Below are 22627 nucleotides of genomic sequence, written 5' to 3'. Positions count from 1 at the left end.
TCCGGGGGTTTGCCGGGTATGTCCCGTAAACCTTTGTGAGCAGCGGACTTTGTCGGTGGTCACGGGTAGAATCGAAGATGTGTTCGAAGAGATCGCGTCGGAAGTTTCGACTCGAACTCTGATCGCGACAGGGAGGATTGGTCGTGCTTGCAGCCGTACCCAACATGTCCAGCAAGACAAACATGTCCGATGAGGCCGCGGTGCCCAAGAAGGGGGACGTGATCGATCACGCCTGGCGCCCACTCATCAAGCAACCACTACCCGCGGGCCGTCCACGCTCCTGGTACATCTCGCACAACCGGCGTATCAAGGCCATGCGCCTGGCCATCGCCCTATTGGACGCGGGCACCTTCGCCCCCGACCAGGCGACCAACGAAAAGATCAGGGAGACAGCCGATTTCGTCGGCGTACACCGGCCGTCGGATGCCACCTGCCGCATGGTCCGCCGCATGATGGCCGCCCAACGCTGACCTGACCGGACACCGGAGGGTCCGGCTCGCCTTCATGACGAGTGGGACCGTCCGGAAACCAGGCGTGGATGTTCCACGGCAATCGATTTCGGCCGGGGCCGCGAAATCGTCAACGGCAGATAGCGGGGAAGCCCATCTGGTCACCGGGGGCCACGGAAGACCCGCTGGTCAGACACTTCAGCAGGAGTTGCGCGGAACCGGAGGCGGAACCGGTGCCGGGGTCCGCGATCGAGTCGGCCGGAGTTGCGCCACCCGAGGTCGCCGAAATTCCGTAACCCGAGGGCAGGCAGCCCATCGGACCGTCCGCCGAGCGCGGGAAAGAAGACCAATCGCCGCCGCCCGCCATACATTTGATCGCGGCGGAGCCGGTGCCCAGGATGCCGGCGAGTAGATTGCCCGCACTGGAGCCCGAATCCGCGACGGGCGCGGACTCCAGCGGGATACCCTGCGGCGCTGCCGCGGCCGAACCGATTCCGGCCATCAGGATTCCGCCCGAAAAGGCCGCAGCCCCAAGCATATTCACTATGATTCGCTTCATCACGCGAACAGTAGGCCAGCTCCCGGAATGTGAAATGCCATCACTTCCATGGGCAATGACTCCGAGGTCGAACAGGAACGGCCCCCGCACCATCGGATGCGGGGGCCGGTTCGCCTCGACTGCGGCCGGATCAGCGGCTGCGGCGGCTCTTCTTGCGCGGCGGGGGCAACAGGCCCTCGGCGCGCAGGTGGGCGGCGTGCTCGGCGAGCGCCTCGACGAGCGGGCCCACCTGGGCGATTTCGGGCTGGACATCCACGCGCAGGCCGAATTCGATTGCCGTCTCGGCGGTTTTGGGGCCGATGCAGGCGACGATGGTGCGAGCGTGCGGCTTACCTGCGATACCGACCAGGTTCCGGACGGTGGAGGACGAGGTGAACAGCACCGCGTCGAAACCGCCGGTCTTGATCATCTCGCGGGTTTCCGCCGGCGGCGGGGAGGCCCGCACGGTGCGGTACGCGGTGACATCGTCGATCTCCCAGCCGCGGTCGCGCAGACCCTCGGCCAGGGTTTCGGTGGCGATATCCGCGCGCGGCAACAGCACCCGGTTCACCGGATCGAAAACGTCGTCGTACGGCGGGAAGTCGGCCAGCAGACCCTCCGAGGACTGCTCACCACTGGGGATCAGCTCCGGGTTGATGCCGAACGAGCGCACCTTCTCCGCGGTGGCCTCGCCCACGCAGGCGATCTTCACGCCGGAGAAAGCCCGTGCGTCCAAACCGAATTCGCCGAACTTCTCCCACACCGCGCGCACCGCGTTGGTGGAGGTGAAGACCACCCATTGGTAGCGGCCGTCGACCAAACCCTTGACCGCGCGCTCCATCTGGGCGGGGCTGCGCGGCGGCTCGACGGCAATGGTCGGAACTTCCATCGGAATCGCGCCGTGCATGACGAGCTTCTCGCTCATCTCACCGGCCTGCTCCTTGGTGCGCGGCACCAGAACGGTCCAGCCGTACAGCGCCCGCGACTCCCACCAGGAGGTCTTGGCGCGCTTCTCGACCTCTTTGCCGACGGTGACCACCAGCGGGCCAACCATCTCCGAGGCCGCGTTGTTCAGCGTCGCCAGCGTGGCGTCGATGGTGCGCTGCTGCCGGGTGGTGCCGCGCACGGTCACCGCGACCGGGGTCTGCGGGGCCATACCGTGCTCCACCAGCGCACTGGCCGTCTCGGCCAGATGTCCGGAGGTGGCGTGCAGCACCAGCGGACCGGGCGCCGCCGCGACGGCCGCCCAGTCCACCTCACCGCGCACATCGACCTCGGTGTGACTCGAGCCCAATTCGATTCCCGCGTAGGCGGGCACCGTGGTTCCGGCCGACAGACCCGGCAGCACCTCGAACATCAGGTGCGAGCGGGTGACGGCATTGACCTCCTGGATCACCGAATCGGTGGTCAGCGGGTCACCGGAGACCAGGCGCACCACGTCGAAACCATTGCGGGCCTCGGCGATCAGCGTCTTGGCGACCTCGGCCGCGTCACCGAGCGCGGGGCGCACATCGACGGGCAACTGCCCGTCGGGGCCCGGCTCGGAGGCGGTGCCGATCAGGGCGAGCACGCCCTTGTCGACATCGGGATCGGTGAACGCGAGCTCGGCCCGCGCCAGCACCTCACGGGCACGCACGGTCAGCAGCGCAGGATCACCGGGCCCGGACCCTACGAAAAGGATCCGGCCGGGGTGCTTCTTCGTCGCTCGGCTCACCGCTGCACCTCGCTAGGGCTCGGCGCAGCGGTGCCCGCAGGCGCTGTGTCCGTGATTCGTTCGCTGCGCTCACTCATCGAATATTCTCCATTGGGCTGGGATTGCTGCTGTCGTCGGATTGCTCGGCCACCGGGCTGCCGTCCCCGGGGTCACTGAGCAGGTCGCGCGCCCCCAGCTCCAAGAGCTCACGCGCCAGTGCACGGCCCAGTTCCGCGGCATCCGCGAGCGAGCCGACCACAGAGGCCCGGATGGTGTCCGAGCCATCGATCGCCGCCACACAACCGCGCAGCGACAGTTCATCCACCACCCGGCCGTCATCGTCGAGGGATTCGACGACCTCGGCCAGCGCGCCGATCGGGGCGGTGCAACCCGCCTCCAGTTCGGCCAGCAGCGCCCGCTCGGCGGTGATGGCGGCGCGGGTGCCGGCATCGTCGAGGGCGGACAGGATGGTCACGAGTTCGGTGTCCTCGCTGCGGCATTCGACCGCGAGCGCGCCCTGCGCGGGGGCGGGCAGCATCTGCACCGGCTCCAGCGATTCGGTCACGGCATCGAGGCGGCCGATCCGGGCCAGCCCGGCCCGGGCCACCACGACGGCATCGAGTTCACCATTGGCGACTTTGGAAAGTCTGGTGTCGAGATTGCCGCGCAGCGGCACGATCTCGACGCCGAGGCCGAGTGCCAGCAGCTGTGAGGCGCGGCGCGGGGCGGAGGTTCCGATCCGAGCGCCCGCGGGCAGTTCGCCCAGCACCAGGCCGTCGCGCGCCACCAGGGCATCGCGCGGATCCTGGCGCGGCGGAATGGCCGCGATTTCGAATCTCGGATCCTGCGCGGTCGGCAGATCCTTGTACGAGTGCACCGCGATATCGACTGTGCCCGCGGCCAATTCGTCACGCAGCGCGGCGGTGAAGACGCCGACGCCGATGGTCTGCACCGGCGCGGAGGACTGATCGCCCGCGGTCTTGACGATCACCAGCTCGGCCTGCTGCCCGGCGGCGATCAGCTCGTCGCGCACATGCCCGGCCTGGGTCAGGGCCAGCAGCGAGCCTCGAGTACCGATGCGCCACGGCGCGTCGACGGTTCCACGCTTTGTGTCCGGCACGGCTTCCCGCCCTGTCTGTATGTCCTGCACCATCGCTCCGGTCATGCGGTCAGCCCCTGTTCGTCCCCCGAATGGGCGGCGGTGAAATCGTCGGCCAGCACGCCGGCCGGTGTGGAGATCTCCATCGGGGCCGCAACCGCCTGCGCCGCACCGGGTTTGAGTTCGAACAGCTCACGCAGCGCTTCGGCGTAACTGTCCCCGCCGGGCGTGGAGGCCAACTGCTTGACCCGCACCGTCGGCGCGTGCAGCAGTTTGTCGACGACGCGGCGCACGGTACGCGCCACCTCCTCGCGATGCGCGGCATCGAGGCCGGGTAGTCGCGAATCCAGCCGCAACAGCTCACCCTCGACCACATCGGCGGCCATCTGCCGCAGTGCGGCCACGGTCGGGGTGACCTCGGCCATTCGCTGTCCGGCAAGGTATTTGGCGAGTTCGTCGGCGACGATGGTGCGGGCGGCGGCGGTATCGTCAGCGGCCGCGCCGGCCGACGGATCGCGCTGCAGCGTCTCCATATCGATGACGGTGACGCCCGGCAGTCCGGCGACGGCGTGATCCACATCGCGGGGCAGGCCCAGATCGCAGATGACCAGCTGCTCGCTCGCGCCGGAGGCCGAAAGCGCATGGTGCACATCGGCGATGCTGACCACGGTGCCGACCGCGCCGGTACAGGTGACCACGACCTCGGCCGCGGCCATGGCCTCGACCAGGCGCGCGATATCCATCGCCGCGGCGGCGACGCCGTGCATGGTGGTGGCCGTATTGGCAAGCCGCTCAGCACGTTCCAGCGTCCGGTTCACCACGATGATGCGAGCGACCCCGGCCCGCGCCAGCTGCGCGACCGCGAGACCACCCATGGCCCCGGCGCCCAGCACCAGCGCGGTGCGGCCTTCGAGCGGACCGAGCACCAGTCGCGCGCGATCGAGGGCGACCGACACCACCGACGCGCCCGCGCGATCGATCCCGGTCTCCGAGTGCACCCGCTTGCCGACCCGCAGCGAATGCTGGGCCAGCTCGTGCAGGGTGCGCCCGGCGGCCTGCTGGGAATCCGAGGCGGCGTAGGCGGCGCGAATCTGGCTGAGCACCTGCTGCTCGCCGACGACCATCGAATCCAGTCCGGAGGCGACGGCGAACAGATGCTCGGCGGCGGCCTCGGCGTAGCGGACGTAGGCGTGCTTGGTGAGTTCGGGCAGCGGTAGCCCGGAGTGCTTGGTCAGCAGTTCGCTGATCTCGCCGAGCGCGGGGTGGAAGGCATCGACGACGGCGTAGATCTCCACGCGATTGCAGGTGGAGACGATCATGGCTTCGGAGACGTGGCTGGAGGCCAGCATCTTCTCGGTCAGCTTGGGCCGATCGTGCTCGGTGATCGCGATCTTCTCGAGCACCGCAACCGGCGCGCTGCGATGTGAGATCCCGACGAGAAGCACACTCATGGCTGGACCACCGCTCCCTTGCTGGTTGCCTCCGGCGTGTAGATCACGCCCACCGAATCGCCAACGGCGGCCACCGGCTCCGGCGCGGCCTCCGCATTGCGGGCGAGCTCGAAGGAGAGCAGTTGCATCTCCACCGCCAGATCCACCCGCCGCACCTCCACGTGCGGCGGCGCGTCCAGCGCCACCGGCGAGAAGCTCAGAATGCACAGCACGCCCGCCGCGACCAGCCGATCGCAGACGCCCTGTGCGGCGGCGTCCGGCGTGGTGATGACCGCGATGGTCGGCTCCAATACCGCCACCGCATCGGTCAATTCGGACACGTCGCGTACCGGTAGCCCGCACACCGTGGTGCCGATCACCGTCGGATCGTTGTCGAAGAGCCCGACCATGGCGAAACCGCGCCGCCGGAAACCGCCGTAGCCGACCAACGCGCGGCCCAGATGACCCGCGCCGACCAGGACCACCCGGTGTCCCTCGGAGAGTCCGAGCACATCCTCGACGCGGTCGCGCAGCTTGATCACGTCGTACCCGACACCGCGAACACCGTTGGGCCCGAGGAAGGAAAGATCCTTGCGCAACTTGGCGGAACCGACACCCGCCGCGACAGCCAGTTCCTCACTCGATACGATGGCAACACCATCGTCGGCGAGCACGGCGAGAACCCGGAGATAGGTGGCGAGACGCGCCACCGTGGCCTGCGGGATGTCCTTCTGCAGAGCCTTGGCCGAGACACCACTCTGCGGCGTCTCATGCTGCTCTGTCACGTCGCTTGCGCTCCTCGTCCGGCCGGGGGTGAGTGTCCGGGTTCTTTTGTGACCCGACGCCGGTGACCGTCACTGGGCGGTCATAACAGACGAGGTCGAGTCAGGGGTTCGGGGTCGCTTCCGCTGAGGGCGGGGTTGCGTGCCACCACCGTAACCGCTTGTGAAGCCCTGCACAAAGTCGGTGAATTCAGTCACTTTGCCGGGGGCCTCCTGCCCCGGGATTCATTCAACCCCGCACAACCCGAACCCGCCATGCAACGCGCCGGGAATCGAACACTCGAACACCCGGTTACGGGGTGGCGTCGGGCCGAGTGGGGAGCGAACCGGACGACCCGCTGTTTCAACGCGCGAGATCGGCGCGTAAGCGCGGCTCGTCCACATCGAAATAGCTGTGTTCGCGGCCGTTCAACAGCACCACCGGCAGTCGATCGCCGTACTCCGCGCGCAGGCCGGGATCGGTGGCGGCGGCCTCGTCCACATCCACGAGTGCGATCTCGACATCGAACTCGGCGCAGATGGGCCGCAATTGCTCCAGTGCGACCGCGCAGAGTCCGCAGCCATTGCGCGTCAACAGGGTCACCGAATGGGCGGGCACACTCATATCGAACATTCAACACCCGTCATGTCGTTCGGCGTCTACGTCCACGTCACCCCTGGGCGTTACTGTGGACATTGTTCGCGCTAACAGGCGGAGGTACTGGTGCCGGAACGATCGAAAGAGGCCGGAACGGGTTCGAAGGACTCGCGGTCGGGATTGATCGCGGGCCGATTCGGGGAATTCCCGGCCCGCTGGGGACAGGGTCTGCAGGACCAGTTCACCAGAATCACCCGCAGCCCGTTCGGCCCCAGCGAGGAAGAGGTGCGCGCCAATCTGGCCGGTGAGGCCAGCGCCGATGCCGCGCTCGCGCTGCACGACGCCGAGTTGCGCGCCGCCTCCCCGCGCTCGCTTTACGACGAGCCGAGACCGGCGATACCGCGCGATCTCACCGCGGCCGCGTTCTTCGATGTGGACAACACCATGGTGCAGGGCGCGTCCATCGTGCACTTCGCCCGCGGTCTGGCCGCCCGCAAATACTTCAAGACCTCCGACCTGGTCGATATCGCCTGGAAACAGGTGAAGTTCCGGGTCACCGGCAAAGAGAACAGCGCCGATATGAGCAGCGGTAAGGAGCGCGCCCTGGAGTTCATCGCCGGGCGCCCCACCGCCGAACTCGCAGCGCTCGGCGAGGAGATCTACGACGAGATCATCGCCGACAAGATCTGGCCCGGCACCCGCGCGCTCGCCCAGATGCACCTCGATGCCGGACAGCAGGTGTGGCTGGTCACCGCGACACCGGTGGAGCTGGCGCAGGTCATCGCCAAGCGGCTCGGGCTCACCGGCGCGCTCGGCACGGTCGCCGAAAGCCATGACGGGGTGTTCACCGGCCGCTTGGTCGGCGACATCCTGCACGGACTCGGCAAGGCGCACGCGGTCCGCACCCTGGCCATTCGCGAGGGTCTGAATCTCAAGCGCTGCACCGCCTATTCGGACAGCCACAATGACGTGCCCATGCTCTCGCTGGCCGGCACGGCCGTGGCGATCAATCCGGACGCGGACCTACGCGAGGTCGCCAAGAATCGCGGCTGGGAAATTCGCGACTTCCGCACCGGCCGCAAGGCCGCGAAAGTCGGTGTGCCCACGGCGCTCGCGCTCGGCGCGGCCGGTGGTGCGGCGGCCGCGGTCATCAGCCGCAAACGCGAAGCGCGCGCGAGCTAGGGCTCGGCGCGCTCCGCTACGGTCGACCCGGCTGCGTTCAGACGCGCCGCAAGGCCTTCTCACGTCGTCGCGCCACACTGGTTCCCGATTCCCGCCGGGCCATTCGACGCAGCACCACGGGCGCGACGAGCAGACCCAGCACTGCCCAAACACCCAGCACCGCAATGGTTTCCAAATGTCGCCAGGAATCGCCGAGTTCTACGGTCACCGCACTGTCCGGCAGCAGCGCCGAGCGCATACCCAGGCCGAGCCAGTAGATCGGAAACACCTGGGCGATGACCTGCACCCACACCGGTAGCGCCGCGATCGGATAGAAGATTCCGGAGATCGCGATCACGCCCAGCACCGGGAGCGTGAGCAGCCCCTGACTGCGCGCGCTGGTGAATATCGAACCCAGCACCGCACCGATCGGCAGCGTCGCCACCAAACCCAGCGCCAGCACCCAGACCAGGGTCAGCCAGGCCGTGAGGTCACCGATGGCGAGCCCGGAAACGATGAACAGCGCGGGAATCAGGAAGATGGCCAGATCGGCCAGCAGCCCACCCGAGACCGACACGATCCGCCCGATCAGATAACCGACCATGCCGTGCGGTGTCGCCTTGGCGCGCAACAGGGTTCCGTCCTCGCGGTCGGCGGTGAGCTGTTGACTCATGCTGACCATCGACATGGCCGCGTTCATGCCGAGAATGCTCGGCAGTACCAGTGCGCCGAGCGCGAATCCGGTTTGTCCGAAGGACACATCGCGCAGGAAGAACAGGGTGGTCACCATGAGTACCGGCCAGAGGAAATGACTGAACAACTCCTCACCATTGGTGAAGGACTGCCGCAATTCGATCAGGCCGCGCGACCAGCCGATCCGCCAGGCGCGTGCGGTGGGATTCATCAGGCCGCCTCCTCGGCGTCGAGGGCCGCGGCGGTCTCGGCCCGGTGCACCAGCGACAGATAGGTGTCCTCCAGCGAAGCCCGGCGGATCTCCAGGTTGTCGATCGCGGCGCCGTACCGCTGGAACAGGTCGAAGGCGAAGGCCGTCGATTCGGCGGTGGTCTGCCGGAAGTGCTGTCCGGCACACGTCCAGCGCACCTCATCGGCCCCGGCGATCTGCGCGGCGAGTTCGGCGGCGGTGCCGTCCGCGATGATCCGGCCCGCGTCCAGCACCAGAATCCGGTCGGCCAGTTTCTCGGCTTCGGCCAGATCATGCGTGGTGAGCACGATGGTGGTGTCGCCCTCGGTGGCCAACTTCTCGATGAGTTCATGGAACGCGCGGCGGGCAATCGGGTCCAGCCCGGCGGTGGGCTCGTCCAGGAAAACCAATTCGGGACGGCCGACCAGGCCGATCGCCACATCCAATCGACGGCGTTGTCCGCCCGAGAGCATGCGCACCTTGCGATCCGCCTGCTCGGCGAGACCGACCGCGGCCACCAATTGATCTACGTCCCAAGGGCGTTCGATCGCCGCGGTGGCGTACCCGGCGTAGTACCGGCCCACGTGCGCCAAAAGTTCCCGGACCCGCCATTTGCCGTGGTCACGCCAGGATTGCAGGACGATTCCGACCCGCGCCCGCCAATCCTCCCCGGCGCGTGCGGGATCCGTGCCGAGCACCTCGACCCGACCGGCCGAGCGCAGCCGGAACCCTTCCAAGATTTCGATGGTGGTGGTCTTGCCCGCACCGTTCGGCCCGAGCAGGCAGAGCACCTCGCCCCGCCGCGCCGCGAAAGTCACATCGTGCAGGACATCGGTGTTGCCATAGCGCATGCGCAGGCCCTCGACATCGAGCACGACCGTATCGGTGTGCATCGCAATTCGCCTTTCACACTTGATGTTCGGAGAGTTCCCGTTCGATCCGCGCGCGCAGGTCCGGGAGGTCGATACCGGCGAGGGTGAGCGCCCTGGGCACGGTCCCGACCTCCGCTCGCAGAATGCCGAGCAACAGATGTTCCGGGCGGACCTCGCTCCGGCGGACGGTGGTGAAGGTCCGGTCGAGCGCGAGTTTGAGCGAAGCGCCCATATTCTGCGGGCGCTCGGCGGCCGGACGCGGGTGCGGCAGTGCGTAATCGGCGACGGACACCCCCGCCGCCGCCAGGCTGTGCTCGAATTCGCGGTCCAGTGCGGCTCGGATGCCGTGCTCGGTCAGACCGGCGGCGGCCAGGATTCGATCGGTGCCGGGATCCGCCTCGGCGGCGATCGCGAGCAGCAGATGCTGGGCTTCGATCGTCGCCGATCCATCGACTCGAGCATGTTCGGACCCGCGGGTGAGGATCGCGTGCAGGTATTTGTCGAAGCTGGTCATTGTCGCCTCCTCAGCGAGACGCCCGCGGCGATGAGCCGCTTGGCGTGTTTCTTGTGCACCGCCTGTCGGGTGACGCCGAGCGCCTCGGCGACCTGCGGCCAGCTCCAGTTCGCGCGCATCGCCTGTTCGACGGCGGCGTCTTCCAGCTGGTCCGCCAACCGTCGCAGGGCCACCACGGCGGCCAACCGGTCGGCCGGGTCCTGGGCGGGGTGCATGTCATCAGCGGCCATGCAAGCAACCGTAGTTGACTAACCGGCAGTAGTCAACACAAGTTGCTTAGACGTCGGCGGCCGTGCGCCGCCCGCGTGCCCGCCGAAAAGCAGTGCGGCCCGGTCCAATTGGACCGGGCCGCACCCTGATTCTTTATCCGCCAATACTATCCGGTGAAGGGATTACGGCGTTTGGTGAGATTCTTGTACAGCGTGCCCTGAATGGTTTCGCGCACCTGATCGGTGATCTCGAACATGGTCATCGGATCATCGGCATCCGACGGCTCGTATTCGGTGGTCGGAATCGGCTCACCGAATTCGATGTACCACTTCGACGGGAGCGGGATCGCGCCCAGCGGACCCAGATGCGGAAATGTCGGCGTCACAGGGAAATACGGCAGACCGAGCAGACGGGCGAGCGGCTTGAGATCGGCGATCTTCGGGTAGATCTCCTCAGAACCGACAATCGAGCACGGAATGATCGGCACCCCGGTGCGCACCGCCGCCGAGACGAAACCGCCACGGCCGAAACGCTGCAGCTTGTAGCGGTCGCCGAACGGCTTGCCGATGCCCTTGTAGCCCTCGGGGAATACGCCCGCGACTTCGCCCGCGCGCAAAAGCCTCTCGGCATCGGCGGGGCAGGCCAGGGTGTGCCCGGCCTTACGCGCCATTCCGCCGATCAACGGCAGTTCGAAAATGAGATCCGCCGCCAGCAGTCGCAGCGCGCGCTGTTTGGGATGCTTGTCATGCACCGCCAACTGCAGCATCATGCCGTCGATCGGAACCGTGCCGGCGTGATTGGCGACAATCAGCGCACCGCCCGCCTCCGGAATATTCTCGATACCGCTGACCTCCACGCGGAACCACAGTTCCGCGAGCGGGCGCATCATCGGCAGCAGCACCGTCTCCAAAAGGTGCTCATCCAAACCGAATTCGTCGACCTGATAGTCACCGGTGAGGCGACGACGCGCGAAGTCGGCGGTGCGGCCGACCCCCTCGACCACCGCCCCCCGCAACATCTCGCTCAACGACTTGGGCTGGCGTGCCTCGACTTCGGCGAGCCGGTCGGTCAGCGAGGTCACCGGCTGCAGCGCCCGCTCCCCCGGCCAGACGCGCGACGGCCGATGCCGCGCCTCGATATCCACGTCGTGAAGTCGAATCACCTTCGCTACATCACTCATTGGTGTGCTCCCGTCCCGGCCCCGAGCAGGCCGAGAAGTTTGTTCTCTGCGGCATCGATCCAGCGAGGATCGATCACGGGCCGCAACGCTGCGCCCCCTATGAAGTCGTCGAAAGCCTGCACCGTGGTCCAGCGCGGTTCGAAACCCAGCTCGCTGCGCATTCTGGTGGTGTCCAGACCGCAGCCGAAATGAAAATAGTCGATTTGTTCGGCGGTGAACTCCCGCATCACCGGACCCATCAGGGTGCGGCCGATAGTTCGAAACATGTTGTACGGCACCGGCATTTCGATCCGGCCCGCTCGGCGTATCGCCTGCGACAATGCCATCGCACCGTCACCCGCTACGTTGAACGTACCACCCGGCGCACCCAGTGCGGCATGGGTGAGCGAGGCAATCGCGTCCTCCTCGTGCAGCAGCTGCATTCTCGGATCGCGACCCAGAATGGTCGGCGTCACCGGCGAACGGAAATACTGCACACCGCGATTCGCCAACTGCGGCCCCACGATCGGCGGGAAACGCAATATCGCGGTACAGATATCGGGACGACGGCGCGCCAAACCGCGCACGAATCCCTCCACCTCGATCATGTCCCGCGCGAACCAGCCGCGTGGCGGGGTGCGGGCACTCATCTCCTCGGTGAATTTCACCGGATCCTTGGCGCTGCAGCCATATACGGCGGAGGAGGAACGCACCACCACGCGGCGCACGCTGGATGCCTTGCGGCACACCGCGAACAATTGCATGGCTCCCAGTACGTTCATGTCCTTCATGGCCGCCCGGCCGCCGCCGGCGGGTGGGCGCGACAGTGCCGCGGGATGCACCACCGTATCCACCTGATTGCCGTCGATCACCTTGCGTATCAACGGATTTCGAATATCGGCGCGAACGAATTCGGCCCGGCCCATGCGACGTAGCAACTCCGGGCTCGGTTGTTTGGCGTCGACCGCGATAATGCGTTCGATGGCAGGGTCGGCCGCCAGCCGGGCCACCACATTGCCACCGAAGAACCGACTCGCGCCGGTCACCATCACGATCTTGGGCGCCGAACCGTCCCGGGTGCCTGAACCTGTCACACCGGATCCCACTCGCAAGCCCCCATTTCTAGTTTTCCCGCGCTCCAAGGGTAACCGCGAGACAGGGGCTCTCCGAAGAGTATTAACCAGGATCTAACGATGAGTTCGGTCACCGTAAAAAAGCTGGAAGCCCGCCACCGAGGTGACGGGCTTCCAGCTACGACGCAGCGCTTACTTGCCGAGTTTCCTGCGCTGAACGCGCGTGCGGCGAAGCAGCTTGCGGTGCTTCTTCTTCGACATGCGCTTGCGGCGCTTCTTGATCACAGAACCCATAGGGTTGTTCCTCGCGTTCTCTCGGGTCACCCCCACCTTCGCGGGGAGCACACTTTCAACCCTGCACAGTCCTACCCGATACGGGCCGACATGGACCCGACGGCACCACCGGCACGTACAGGATGCCGGTTCATGTTACCGGGCCACTGACGAGCGAACGAAACGGGTGGCCCGGAACCGGGCCGACCCGCTCGTTCCGCTCTACGCCTCGACTTACGCGGGGATCACCCCGCGTCGAAGTAAGACGTCTCCAGATAGTCGTGCACGGCCTTCGCGTGCACTCGGAAAGATCGACCGACCCGCACCGCGGGCAGCTCTCCCGAATGCACCAACCGGTACACCGTCATTTTTGATACCCGCATCAGATTCGCCACTTCGGCCACGGTGAGGAACTGCGTTCCGCCACCGAGAACATTTCCGCCGACTGCGCTGACTGGGGTGTTCGCGGACCTCGCTTGACTGTTTCCAGACATCATTGCGCCACTGACCTCCGGCACGCCCGCGCCGCCGGCTTCCCCACCGGCGGAACAGACACGCACGTGCTCCTTGAAGCTTAGCGGGACCAGTGGTGTTGCTGCGACGGGTGTGAGAAATCAGCCTTTGCTGTGGCGAGTCGGGCTCCGGCAGCAAACGAGCTACTGGGAAGTAGCGCTAATCAGCGCTCGCGCCCAGTTCGACGGAGCGGCGTTTCGCGGCGTTCAGCGCCTCGTGGAACGCCGAGCGCACCGCACCCCGCTCCAGTTCCCGCAATCCCGCCGCCGTGGTCCCCGCGGGCGAGGTGACGGCCGCGCGCAACTCCACCGCGGACTGCGTGGACTCCTCCAGCAGGGCGGCCGAACCGAGCATGGTCTGCACCACCAACTGGGTCGCCACATCGCGGGTCAGGCCCAGGCCGACCGCGCCGTCGATCATGGCCTCGACCACCAGGAAGAAGTACGCCGGACCCGAACCCGAGACCGCGGTGACCGCGTCGATCTGCGATTCGGAGACCGTGACCACCTTGCCGACCGACTCCAGCACCTCGGCGACCTGCGCCAACTGCTCCTTGCGGGCATAGCGGCCGGGCGCGATGGCGCTCATGCCCTGACCCACCAGCATCGGGGTGTTCGACATGACCCGCACCACCGGGAAACCGGCGGGCAGCTTCGCCTCGAACTTGATGGTCGGCACGCCCGCGGCCAGCGAGACGATCACCGCCTCGTTCTCCTGCTCACCGAGCTCGGCCTTGGCCAATTCGGTGACCACACCGTCCACATCCTGCGGCTTCACGGCGATCACGATCAGATCCGCGCCGACGGCGGCATCGGCGACCACGTCGGTAACCCGCACCCCGAAACGCTGCGCCAGCAATTCCGCGCGCGCCGGTACCGGCTCGACCACCACCAGATCTTTACTCGCCCGCCCGGATTCGAGGAGTCCGGCGAGCAACGCCTCCCCGATCCGGCCTCCACCGATCACCGCAACTCTTGTCATGGAAATCAAGGTTAGTGGGTGGGCGGGAAAGGGCTTTATCGCGATTGCGGGATGAGGGCGAGCTGACGGCTCTGCGCGACGATCGCACCCGTGGAATCGATGACGAGTTGATCCTCGTCGAACATGCGACCGCCGACCTCGCGGGCGTGCGCGATGACGCGCAGCCAGCCCGGAGCCGGGCGACGGCGCAGGTAGGTGGTGAGCTGAACCGTTGGGGCCCAGCCGAAGTGGCCGAGGTTCATCGGAACCGGCGGGGACATGTCGGCGGCCATCATGGCGAAGAAGGCGGAGACGTCCGGATCCCGCTCATCACCGTCGAAGGGCCGAATCCACAGGCGCAGACGGGGTTCGGAGGTTTCACCGGAGAGAAAGCGCGCCCACTTCGCGTCGAGGGCGACCGAAGAGCCCTGTGCCACATGGACGATCTTGCCCATCGGGTTGTCGTCGTCGTAGCCGAGGGCGTGCTCATCGGGTTCGGCGGGCATGTCCTGGGCGTGGTCGGCGGCGTAGACCGGGGCGGTGTCGTCCAGGTGGCTGAACGTGAAGGCGGTGTGCACCAGGGTGCGGCCGTTCTGGATCAGGCTCGCGTCGATGAGGCAGATCTGGCGGCCGATCTTGCGGGTGCGGACCTCGTACTCGACCGCGCCCGGATCGGGTGCGCCGAGGAAGTCGGAGCTGGCGGCGATGGGGAACATATCGGCGCGCTCGGGGGCTGTGCGGCGCAGCCATTCGGTGGCGGCCGCGGCGCTGCCGGCGACCATGGTGCCGCCGTGCAGCTTCTTGCCGATGGTCCAGATGCCGTCGATGACGCCGGCGTAGCGGCCGATACCGGGATCCTCCGACTGGAGTTCGGCCACCGCGCAGACCCGGCTGAAGGGCGCGTCGGCGCGCGGGCTCGCCTGATCCGGCTCGACGGTCAACTCCGTTGTCATCCGCTGGTCCTCTCCACTGTCGGTTTGTACAGCGTACAAGCGACCTATCGGCGAACTCCCCATCTCGTGGGATGAATCACTTCAGCCGCGGACGCCGGTCGGCTCGGGGTGCGGCGCGGTGGCCGGGGCGACGCCATTGAGATGCGTGCGCGCGAAGGTCAGGGCGCGATTGAGCATGGCGGCGCGATCCATGGTGGTGCGCGCCGGCTGGGTGTTCACCTCGATCACGGCCTGACCGCCGAAATCATTGGCCAGCAACATCTCACAGAGCTCGGCCACCGGCTGGGTGCCCTCGCCCGGAATGAGGTGTTCGTCCGTCGCGGCGCCACGACCGTCGGCCAGATGCAGATGGGTCAGGCCGGAGGCCATGCGACGCGCCAGTACCAGCGGGTCCACCCCCGCCGTCGCGGTATGCGAAGTGTCGAGGGTGTAGTGCCGGAAACCGGTATCGGTCGGGTCGAAGGACGGGCTGAAGGTGGTGATGGACGGACCCGGACCACCCCGGCGCTCCAGCCGCTTCACCGAACCGCCGCCGCGACCGAAGAGCGTATCCACCCGCATGGGAAACATATTCTCCACCGCGACCGCGACCGGACTGGCGTTCTCCAGCTCGGCCACCTGCGCGGCGAAGCCGTCGGCGTAGCGGCGCTGCCAGCGGAACGGCGGATGCACCACCACGGTGGCCGCGCCCAGCGCCTCGGCGGTGTGCACGCTGCGGGTGAGCTTCGCGATCGGGTCCGACCCCCAGACCCGTTGCGAGATCAGCAGACACGGCGCGTGCACCGCCAGCACCGGCATCCCGTATTTGTGCATGAACGACTGCACGGTCGAGATGCTCTGGCTGGCCGGTTCGGCCCACACCATCAATTCGACGCCGTCGTAACCGAGTTCGGCCGCGTACCGGAACGCGGCCTCGGTGTTCTCCGGATAGACCGAAGCCGAGGAGAGGCCGATTCGGACTTCCCTTCGACCGGCTCGGTTTTCGTTCGCCCCCTGCGCGTTATTCCCCACTGCCCGCTCCCTGCTCAGTTCGTACTGAGTAGAAAGGCTAGCGGTCCGAGCGTCACAAAGACGCCTACGACGACGGCAATCACAGTGCTGAAAATGTCATCGGTGCGGCGCAATACGCGAACGAGTGCCACCAAACCGAGAATCACGATCATCGCCAGCGCCAGGGCAACCCACGGAAGCATTTCCCACATGCGTTCGAAACCCTTGAACAGCAACATGCCCGCGACCGCCGCGCCGACACTCTGCCCGCCCAGGATCATCCATTGGCGACGGTTCTCGTCCTCGGTGGGAAGCCGATTTCCGGCCGCCCGGGCGGGCGCGGATTTCCTTCCGGCGGTGAGCGATCCGGCGCGCGCCGTGAACTTCGACGTGACCGCCGAAAAGCGCTCGGCCATGGAGATCCGGGGCTCGTCGTCGTAATCGTCGTCGTCGTCGTAATCGTCGTCATCCTCGTCGAGCGGGGAGTAGACATCGGTGAGATGTTCGTCCGGCTCCGGATGATCGTCATGCCCGCGGCGGCGCGAACCACCGATGCGACGTTTGCCGCCGCGTCGCGCATCCCGTTCCGCGCGTTCGTCTTCACGCTCGAGCGCATTGTGCAGCAGATCTCCGGCAACCGTGCCGCCGGAGACCAGTTGCTGATCCTGATCCGGTGAGGTCCAGGCGGTGGTCGGAATCGAACCCTGCTCGTGCGCGGCGGGTTCGGGCGCCGGGCGTCTTCGCGCCGACCACGCGGGCAGGGCCCCACGACCGGGCTCCGCACCCCGGGCCGGTTCGGGGGCACCGCGGCCGGGGCGGCCGTTGCGGCGCGGCTCGTCCTGACGCGGAGCGACCGGTTCGTCGTCATGCCACTGGTCCTGCCCCTGCCAGGACTGCGGCGGCTGGGGCTGGGGCTGCTGTACGCCGTTCTGCCAATCCGGCTCGGGCTGGCGTGCCCCGTTCTGCCAGGGCTCGGGCTGGCGCCGGGAGTCGTTCTGCCACTGCGGCTCCGGCTGCTGCCACGGCTCCGGCTGCTGCCACGGCTGCGGCTCGGGGCGGGCGGGCGGGGCCTGACGCTCGACCTCGGCCGCGCGCTGCGCCTCGGCATGCCTGCGGGCCGAACGGGACATCGGCGGGGCGGCGGGTGCGGCCTGGGTCGGCGGGGGCGCGAGCGAGGCTGCCAGGGGGTCGAAACCGGGGGCGGGCTGTGGCTCCGGCGACCAGGCGGGCGCGGCATCGAATTGGCGGGAGCGGCCGGCGCTGTCGAGAGCGCCCATGGCGCTGTCGTTGCCGCCGGGGGTGCGGCCCGTACCGCGGAAGGGGCGCACCTCGTCGGTGGTGTCCTCTTCCGGATCGAAGCGGCGGCGCCGGCCGCCCTCGTCACGGGCGGCGGTCGGATCTTCGATCTCGGCGAGCGAGACGTCGGCATCGAGCGGATCGGGCTTGCGGCGACGCCCGGAGCGCGGCTGTTCCAGGCCGGGGGCGGCATGGCCGTTCAGACGGTCGGAGCCGTCCGACCACTGGTAGCCGGACGGCTCGGGTAGCGACGGGGGCGCTGGTGCGGCCAGCGGGTCGTAGTACGAAATGGGGCCGGAGAGTGGGGAGTACGCGGGTTCCGGCTCGGCGGGGGCGGTGTAGCCGGAGTAGTCCGGATAGTCGGCCTGCGGAGTGGGCGAGCCGTAGGAAAAGTCCGAGTAATCCGGAAAGTTCGAGTAGTCAGAATTATTCGAGTAGTTCGAAAAGTTTGAATAGTCCGTTTCGACCGAATTAGGCTGGGGCGCGGAAGCGACCGCGGCGCTTTCCTCGTACGTGCCGTCCCCGTCCTCATCCGATGCCGCGTGCGAGGACGATCCGTTCCGCACCATCGGAATATCGCCGGTCAGATCCGCGACCGAAATGCCGCGCCCACTCCGACGTCTGCGCCCGCCACCACCCGCATTGGGGGCCGCGCCCTGCCCGTTTCGCGCCAACAGTTCGGCGACGGACAGTTGACTAATATCCTCGGTCATCGAGACACCGTTTCGATCGTGCCCGGCTGGCCGCCGTTGGAGCCGCCAGTTATCGGTTCGCTACCCAGGTCGGTATCAAGTTTTCGCAGGATCAATCCCTCACGCAGTGCCCAGGGACAGATTTCCAGCGTATCCAGTGACAATGCCCGCATACTCGCCTCCGCGACCAGCGCGCCGGCCACCAATTGCTGTGACCGATCCGAACTCACGCCTTCCAATTCTGCACGGTCCGCGGCGGTCATTCTCGATATGAACGCAATCAGTTGCCGCAAGCCGGAACTCGTGAGGGTACGCCGCACCCGCGGACCCGCGGCGGAGGGGGCCGAACCGGTCAGCCGGGCCAGCGAGCGGAAGGTCTTGGAGGTGCCGACCGCCAGATCCGGGCGACCCACCTCGAGCAGTTGCTTGGACGGCAGCACCAGCTCGGCGTCGAGCCAATCGCGCAGCACCGCGACCCGGCGCTTGCCCGGCGGATCGTGCCGCAGCCAATCCCGGGTGAGCCGGCCCGCACCCAACTGCAACGAGAGAGCGACATCGGGTTGTTCGTCCGCGCCATTGCTCATCTCGAGCGAGCCGCCGCCGATATCCAGGTTCAGAATCCGCCCGGCGCTCCAGCCGTACCAGCGGCGCACCGCCAGGAAGGTGTGGTTCGCCTCCTCGGCTCCGGTCAAGACCTGCAGATTGACCCCGGTCGCACTGCGCACGCGGGCCAGAACCTCTTCGGAATTGGCGGCCTCACGCACCGCGGATGTGGCGAACGCCATCAACTCCGCGCAGCCGGAAGTCTTTGCGATACTTGAGAACTCGGCCACAGTCGCGGTCAGCCTGGCGGCTCCCGCGGGCGTGATCCGGCCCTGATCGTCCATGCTCTCGGACAGCCGCAAAGTGGCCTTCGTCGAGCTCATCGGCATCGGGTGGCCACCGCGATGCGCGTCCACCACCAGCAGGTGAACGGTATTGCTTCCCACATCGAGTACACCTAGCCGCACAAGAACACGGTACTGGGTGCGTCACGACTTCAGGCCAGGCGACTGAGCTGTTAGCGTTCCGCACTGTGACGGCAGGTGCATCCGCGAGTGGCCCGACCGGGCTGCGACCAGCGGCGAAGATCGACCCGGCTCCAGAAGTAGAGCTCGACTTCCCGCGCGAGTGGATCGAGTTTGTCGACCCGGCTAATGACGAGCATTTGATCGCGGCGGACATGACCTGGCTGTTGTCGCGCTGGACGTGCGTTTTCGGCACTCCGGCATGCCAGGGCATCATCGCCGGACGCGAGGATGACGGCTGCTGTTCGCACGGCGCGTTCCTCTCCGACGAGGACGACGGCAAGAAGTTGGCCAAGGCTGTGAAAATGCTCACACCCGAGGATTGGCAGCTCATGCCGAAGGCCCTCGACAAGGAGGGCAAGGTCCGCAAGAAGCTGTATCTGGAAGAGGACGACCTCGACGACGAGCCCGCGCTGCGCACCCGGCGGGTGGACGGCGCGTGCATCTTCCTCAACCGGCCGGGCTTCGAGAACGGCATCGGCTGCGCCCTGCACACCATGGCGCTGCGCAAGGGCCTGGAGCCGCTCACGGTCAAGCCCGAGGTGTGCTGGCAGCTGCCCATCCGCCGCACCCAGGATTGGGTGGACCGGCCGGACGGGGTGCAGATTCTGCGTACGGTGATCGGCGAGTACGACCGCCGCGGCTGGGGGCCGGGCGGTTTGGACCTGAACTGGTACTGCACCGGCTCACCGGACGCACATGTCGGCACCCGGCCGGTGTGGGAGGCGTACGCACCGGAGCTGATCGAATTGATCGGCAAGCCCGGCTATGACGAGCTGGCGCAGCACTGCCGGCGGCGGCAGGGGCTCGGGATCGTGGCGGTGCATCCGGCCACCGTGATCGCGCGGCAGAAGGCCGAGGACGAGGCCGCCATCGCGAACAAGGCGGGCGAGAGCGTGCGCAAGGCCGCCGAGAAGGCGGGCACGGTGCCCGCCGCGACCAAGGCCGCGACCGGGGCGAAGAAGGCCACCACCACTAAACGGGGTTAATTAACTCACGGGTAACTTTCTGAAAGCACCCCGTTTCACTTCACTGCTCACCTACTGTGCGACGGACCCACACCCCTCGTGGGCCGCAGCACAGGAGAAAACATGAGCAACACTCCGCCCAACCGGCGCGTACTGGGCGCCGGACTCGCCGGGCTCGCCGTCGCGACGGGCGTCATCGCCGTCCTCGCCGCGCCCGAAGCGCCCCGGGCCAATGCCGCGGTCAACTCGATCAGCATCTCGAGCAGCGATCTGAAGGTCGGCAACAGCTACACCCTCAATGCCGACCTCGGCGGTGCCTCCATCGGCCTGCTCGTCTACTGGAGCGATAACGGCGACAGCCTCACCCCCGCCGGTAAGGTGCCGTGGCCGGTCGGCCACGCCAGCCTGGACTGGACGCCGAGGAGCGTTGGACAGCATGTGATCACGGCCTCGCAGGGCAGCAGCACCAAATCGCTCGTGGTGACCGTGACCGACGGATCGGTGCCCACCACCACCGTCCCGCCCACCACCACGGTGCCGCCGACCACCACGGTCCCGCCCACCACCGAACCGCCGACCACGACCGCGCCGCCCACCACCACGGTGCCGCCGACCACGACCGCGCCGCCGACCACCGAACCCCCGGTGACCACGACGCCGCCCACCACGGTCCCGCCGACCACCACTCCGCCGGTGACCACCACGGCCCCGCCGACCACCACCAAGCCCAGCGGCGGCGGCACGGGCAGCGCGGACGGCCTGCTCCCGTTCGGTCTCTGACGCCGAACGCTCCCCTTCGAAATTCCCTGGGGCACAGAGTTATCCCCAGGTATGCACAGGAGACTTCATGCGCAACAACACTTCTCGCCGCCGCATCGGCGCGGGCATCGCCGCGGCGGCCGTCGCCGGTGGCGCGGGGCTCGTCCTCGCGCTGTCGCCTACGGCCCAGGCCAATGTCGACACCGTCACCATCTCGGGTTCGGATTTCCGGGTCGGCAACACCTACACGCTCAGTGCCGATCTGAGCGGGGCCTCGATCGGCCTGCTCGTCTACTGGAGCGATAACGGCAACGACTTCAGCGGTCCCAAGGTGCCGTGGCCGGTCGGGCACGCCTCCATCGACTGGACCCCGAGCACGGCCGGACAGCACATTCTGACCGCCTCGCAGGGTGGCAACACCCGGTCGATCGTGATCAATGTGTCGAGCGGTTCGACCACGACCCCGCCGACCACGCCCCCCACCACACCGCCGACCACCACGCCTCCGACGACACCGCCCACCACGCCTCCGACCACTCCGCCCACCACCACCAACCCGGGCGCGGGCACCGGTAGCGGCGGCTCCGGCAGTGCGGGCAAGATCCTCGGCGGTCTGTCCGGCGGCTTGTTCGGCAGCTCGTAAGTACCAGGAGAACGAAGACATGCGTATCGCACCACCGAGGACCGCTCGCCGAGCCGGCGTCGGTATCACCTGCTTCGCGGCGGTCGCGGCGGCCGCCGTCATGGCGGCCCCCACGGCCTGCGCGGCGGTCGACACCGTCACCGTCGAAGGATCGAACCTTCAGGTCGACAGCGAGTACACCATCTCGGCCACCCTCAGCGGCGCCTCGGCCGGGCTGCTCGTGTACTTCAGCGACAACGGTGAATTCATCGGCAGTCCCAAGGTGCCGTGGCCGGTCGGCCACGCCAGTATCAGCTGGACGCCGTCCACCAAGGGACAGCACGTCATCACCGTCGAACAGGGCGGCAGCACCCGGTCCACCGTCGTGAACGTGGCGGACAAGCCGATCGGCTCGGGCAGCTCCAGCTCCGGCAGCGGCTTCGGGCCCGCCGGACCGCTCGGTAGCGGCAGCAGCGGCACCACCGGCAACAAGTGAACGGAAGACACAGCATGAGCAGCATCTCCCGGCGCCTGGGCGCGGGCTTTGCCGGTGTCGCCACCGCCGCCGCGGTCGTCGTGCTCGCCGCACCGCAGGCGAGTGCCACCGTCGACGCGATCACCATCACCGGTGGGGATCCGCACACGATCAATACCGAGTACACGCTCACCGCGAATCTCAGCGGTGCGGGCATCGGGCTGCTCGTGTACTGGACCGATAACGGCAATGATCTGAGCGGGCCGAAGGTGCCGTGGCCGGTCGGGTACTCCAGCATCACCTGGAAGCCCACCACCGCCGGACAGCATCTGCTGACCTGCTCACAGGGCGGCAGCACCAAGACGATCGCCATCAATGTGGTCGACCCGTCCACCCCGGGCAACCCCGGCGGCGGCAACCCGGGTACTCCCGGAGGCGGCAGTGGTGGCTCCGGCAGCTCCGGGAGTGCGAGCAAGACCCTCGGCGGACTGCTGGGCGGGCTCAGCGGCAGCGCCGGAAGCTAGTCCCCGAAAGACCTTCGGCCGGGATTCACGCCGCACAGGTGGATCCCGGCCGAAAA

The 22627-nt window shown here is 67.5% G+C and carries 26 protein-coding genes; 7 read left to right on the top strand and 19 right to left on the bottom strand.

Annotated elements, in window-relative coordinates:
• Positions 1–164: 164 nt before the first annotated feature.
• A complete protein-coding gene (locus OHB26_RS14285) occupies positions 165–470 on the top strand; it encodes a hypothetical protein (RefSeq protein ID WP_330184652.1) in 306 nt (101 codons plus the stop codon).
• A gap of 109 nt (positions 471–579) precedes the next feature.
• On the opposite strand, the gene OHB26_RS14280 is transcribed toward OHB26_RS14285, so the two are convergent.
• The 6 genes from OHB26_RS14280 to OHB26_RS14255 form a co-directional block, all read right to left on the bottom strand.
• Positions 580–1008 (bottom strand): hypothetical protein, encoded by a 429-nt coding sequence (locus OHB26_RS14280; RefSeq protein WP_330184651.1) that lies wholly within the window; start codon positions 1006–1008, stop codon positions 580–582.
• Between the two features lie 130 nt (positions 1009–1138).
• Positions 1139–2701: a bifunctional uroporphyrinogen-III C-methyltransferase/uroporphyrinogen-III synthase gene (locus OHB26_RS14275; RefSeq protein WP_309230536.1), complete on the bottom strand. Its 1563-nt coding sequence runs from the start codon at positions 2699–2701 to the stop codon at positions 1139–1141.
• Between the two features lie 73 nt (positions 2702–2774).
• Positions 2775–3833, bottom strand: coding sequence for a hydroxymethylbilane synthase (hemC, locus tag OHB26_RS14270; RefSeq protein WP_442943012.1), 1059 nt, complete (start codon positions 3831–3833; stop codon positions 2775–2777).
• 8 nt (positions 3834–3841) lie between these two features.
• Positions 3842–5230, bottom strand: coding sequence for a glutamyl-tRNA reductase (locus OHB26_RS14265; protein WP_330184649.1), 1389 nt, complete (start codon positions 5228–5230; stop codon positions 3842–3844).
• A complete protein-coding gene (locus tag OHB26_RS14260) occupies positions 5227–5994 on the bottom strand; it encodes a redox-sensing transcriptional repressor Rex (RefSeq protein WP_330184648.1) in 768 nt (255 codons plus the stop codon). The genes OHB26_RS14265 and OHB26_RS14260 overlap by 4 nt, the downstream gene beginning before the upstream one ends.
• 340 nt (positions 5995–6334) lie before the next feature.
• Positions 6335–6595 (bottom strand): glutaredoxin family protein, encoded by a 261-nt coding sequence (locus OHB26_RS14255; RefSeq protein ID WP_330184647.1) that lies wholly within the window; start codon positions 6593–6595, stop codon positions 6335–6337.
• 99 nt (positions 6596–6694) lie between these two features.
• Here OHB26_RS14255 and OHB26_RS14250 point away from each other — a divergent pair, with 99 nt between their 5' ends.
• A complete protein-coding gene (locus tag OHB26_RS14250; RefSeq protein WP_442942943.1) occupies positions 6695–7750 on the top strand; it encodes an HAD family hydrolase in 1056 nt (351 codons plus the stop codon).
• A 37-nt stretch (positions 7751–7787) separates the two neighbouring features.
• Here OHB26_RS14250 and OHB26_RS14245 read toward each other — a convergent pair whose 3' ends face one another.
• From OHB26_RS14245 to OHB26_RS14185, 13 genes are all read right to left on the bottom strand, one after another.
• Positions 7788–8633 carry an ABC transporter permease gene (locus tag OHB26_RS14245; protein ID WP_330184646.1) on the bottom strand — a complete coding sequence of 282 codons (846 nt, stop codon included), beginning with the start codon at positions 8631–8633 and terminating at the stop codon, positions 7788–7790.
• On the bottom strand, positions 8633–9544 hold the full coding sequence (locus OHB26_RS14240; protein WP_330184645.1) for an ABC transporter ATP-binding protein: 912 nt from the start codon (positions 9542–9544) through the stop codon (positions 8633–8635). Before OHB26_RS14240 ends, OHB26_RS14245 begins: the two co-directional genes overlap by 1 nt.
• Before the next feature lie 13 nt (positions 9545–9557).
• Positions 9558–10037 (bottom strand): Clp protease N-terminal domain-containing protein, encoded by a 480-nt coding sequence (locus OHB26_RS14235; protein ID WP_330184644.1) that lies wholly within the window; start codon positions 10035–10037, stop codon positions 9558–9560.
• The gene (locus OHB26_RS14230) at positions 10034–10267 is read right to left on the bottom strand and encodes a hypothetical protein (RefSeq protein WP_330184643.1); all 234 of its coding nucleotides are present in this window, start codon (positions 10265–10267) and stop codon (positions 10034–10036) included. Before OHB26_RS14230 ends, OHB26_RS14235 begins: the two co-directional genes overlap by 4 nt.
• A 146-nt stretch (positions 10268–10413) precedes the next feature.
• Positions 10414–11427: a lysophospholipid acyltransferase family protein gene (locus tag OHB26_RS14225; protein WP_330184642.1), complete on the bottom strand. Its 1014-nt coding sequence runs from the start codon at positions 11425–11427 to the stop codon at positions 10414–10416.
• Positions 11424–12455, bottom strand: a complete 1032-nt coding sequence (locus OHB26_RS14220; protein ID WP_330185638.1) for an NAD-dependent epimerase/dehydratase family protein — start codon at positions 12453–12455, stop codon at positions 11424–11426. Before OHB26_RS14220 ends, OHB26_RS14225 begins: the two co-directional genes overlap by 4 nt.
• A 216-nt stretch (positions 12456–12671) precedes the next feature.
• The gene (locus OHB26_RS14215; RefSeq protein ID WP_003402602.1) at positions 12672–12773 is read right to left on the bottom strand and encodes a 30S ribosomal protein bS22; all 102 of its coding nucleotides are present in this window, start codon (positions 12771–12773) and stop codon (positions 12672–12674) included.
• A 224-nt stretch (positions 12774–12997) separates the two neighbouring features.
• Positions 12998–13249 carry a helix-turn-helix domain-containing protein gene (locus OHB26_RS14210; protein WP_228566073.1) on the bottom strand — a complete coding sequence of 84 codons (252 nt, stop codon included), beginning with the start codon at positions 13247–13249 and terminating at the stop codon, positions 12998–13000.
• 175 nt (positions 13250–13424) lie between these two features.
• Positions 13425–14246, bottom strand: a complete 822-nt coding sequence (gene proC / locus OHB26_RS14205; protein WP_330184641.1) for a pyrroline-5-carboxylate reductase — start codon at positions 14244–14246, stop codon at positions 13425–13427.
• Positions 14247–14281: 35 nt separating this feature from the next.
• Complete coding sequence (locus tag OHB26_RS14200) at positions 14282–15178, bottom strand: thioesterase family protein (protein ID WP_330184640.1); 897 nt, start codon at positions 15176–15178, stop codon at positions 14282–14284.
• A gap of 81 nt (positions 15179–15259) precedes the next feature.
• A complete protein-coding gene (locus OHB26_RS14195) occupies positions 15260–16189 on the bottom strand; it encodes a sugar phosphate isomerase/epimerase family protein (protein ID WP_330184639.1) in 930 nt (309 codons plus the stop codon).
• A 14-nt stretch (positions 16190–16203) separates the two neighbouring features.
• Positions 16204–18177: a hypothetical protein gene (locus tag OHB26_RS14190; RefSeq protein WP_330184638.1), complete on the bottom strand. Its 1974-nt coding sequence runs from the start codon at positions 18175–18177 to the stop codon at positions 16204–16206.
• The gene (locus tag OHB26_RS14185) at positions 18174–19166 is read right to left on the bottom strand and encodes a Ppx/GppA phosphatase family protein (RefSeq protein WP_330184637.1); all 993 of its coding nucleotides are present in this window, start codon (positions 19164–19166) and stop codon (positions 18174–18176) included. The genes OHB26_RS14190 and OHB26_RS14185 overlap by 4 nt, the downstream gene beginning before the upstream one ends.
• 65 nt (positions 19167–19231) lie before the next feature.
• Between OHB26_RS14185 and OHB26_RS14180 the strand changes: the two genes are divergently transcribed.
• The 5 genes from OHB26_RS14180 (at position 19232) to OHB26_RS14160 (ending at position 22571) form a co-directional block, all read left to right on the top strand.
• Entirely contained in the window at positions 19232–20212 is a 981-nt protein-coding gene (locus OHB26_RS14180) for a hypothetical protein (protein ID WP_330184636.1), read from the top strand.
• A 102-nt stretch (positions 20213–20314) separates the two neighbouring features.
• Positions 20315–20971 carry a hypothetical protein gene (locus tag OHB26_RS14175; RefSeq protein WP_330184635.1) on the top strand — a complete coding sequence of 219 codons (657 nt, stop codon included), beginning with the start codon at positions 20315–20317 and terminating at the stop codon, positions 20969–20971.
• Between the two features lie 67 nt (positions 20972–21038).
• Positions 21039–21593, top strand: coding sequence for a hypothetical protein (locus OHB26_RS14170; RefSeq protein ID WP_330184634.1), 555 nt, complete (start codon positions 21039–21041; stop codon positions 21591–21593).
• A gap of 19 nt (positions 21594–21612) precedes the next feature.
• Entirely contained in the window at positions 21613–22068 is a 456-nt protein-coding gene (locus OHB26_RS14165; RefSeq protein ID WP_330184633.1) for a hypothetical protein, read from the top strand.
• Positions 22069–22082: 14 nt separating this feature from the next.
• The gene (locus OHB26_RS14160) at positions 22083–22571 is read left to right on the top strand and encodes a hypothetical protein (protein WP_330184632.1); all 489 of its coding nucleotides are present in this window, start codon (positions 22083–22085) and stop codon (positions 22569–22571) included.
• Positions 22572–22627: the final 56 nt, after the last annotated feature.

Source organism: Nocardia sp. NBC_01503, assembly GCF_036327755.1.
GTDB lineage: Bacteria > Actinomycetota > Actinomycetes > Mycobacteriales > Mycobacteriaceae > Nocardia.
The sequence above is the reverse complement of the archived record's forward strand: the minus strand, read 5'-3'. Positions and strand labels throughout refer to the sequence as shown.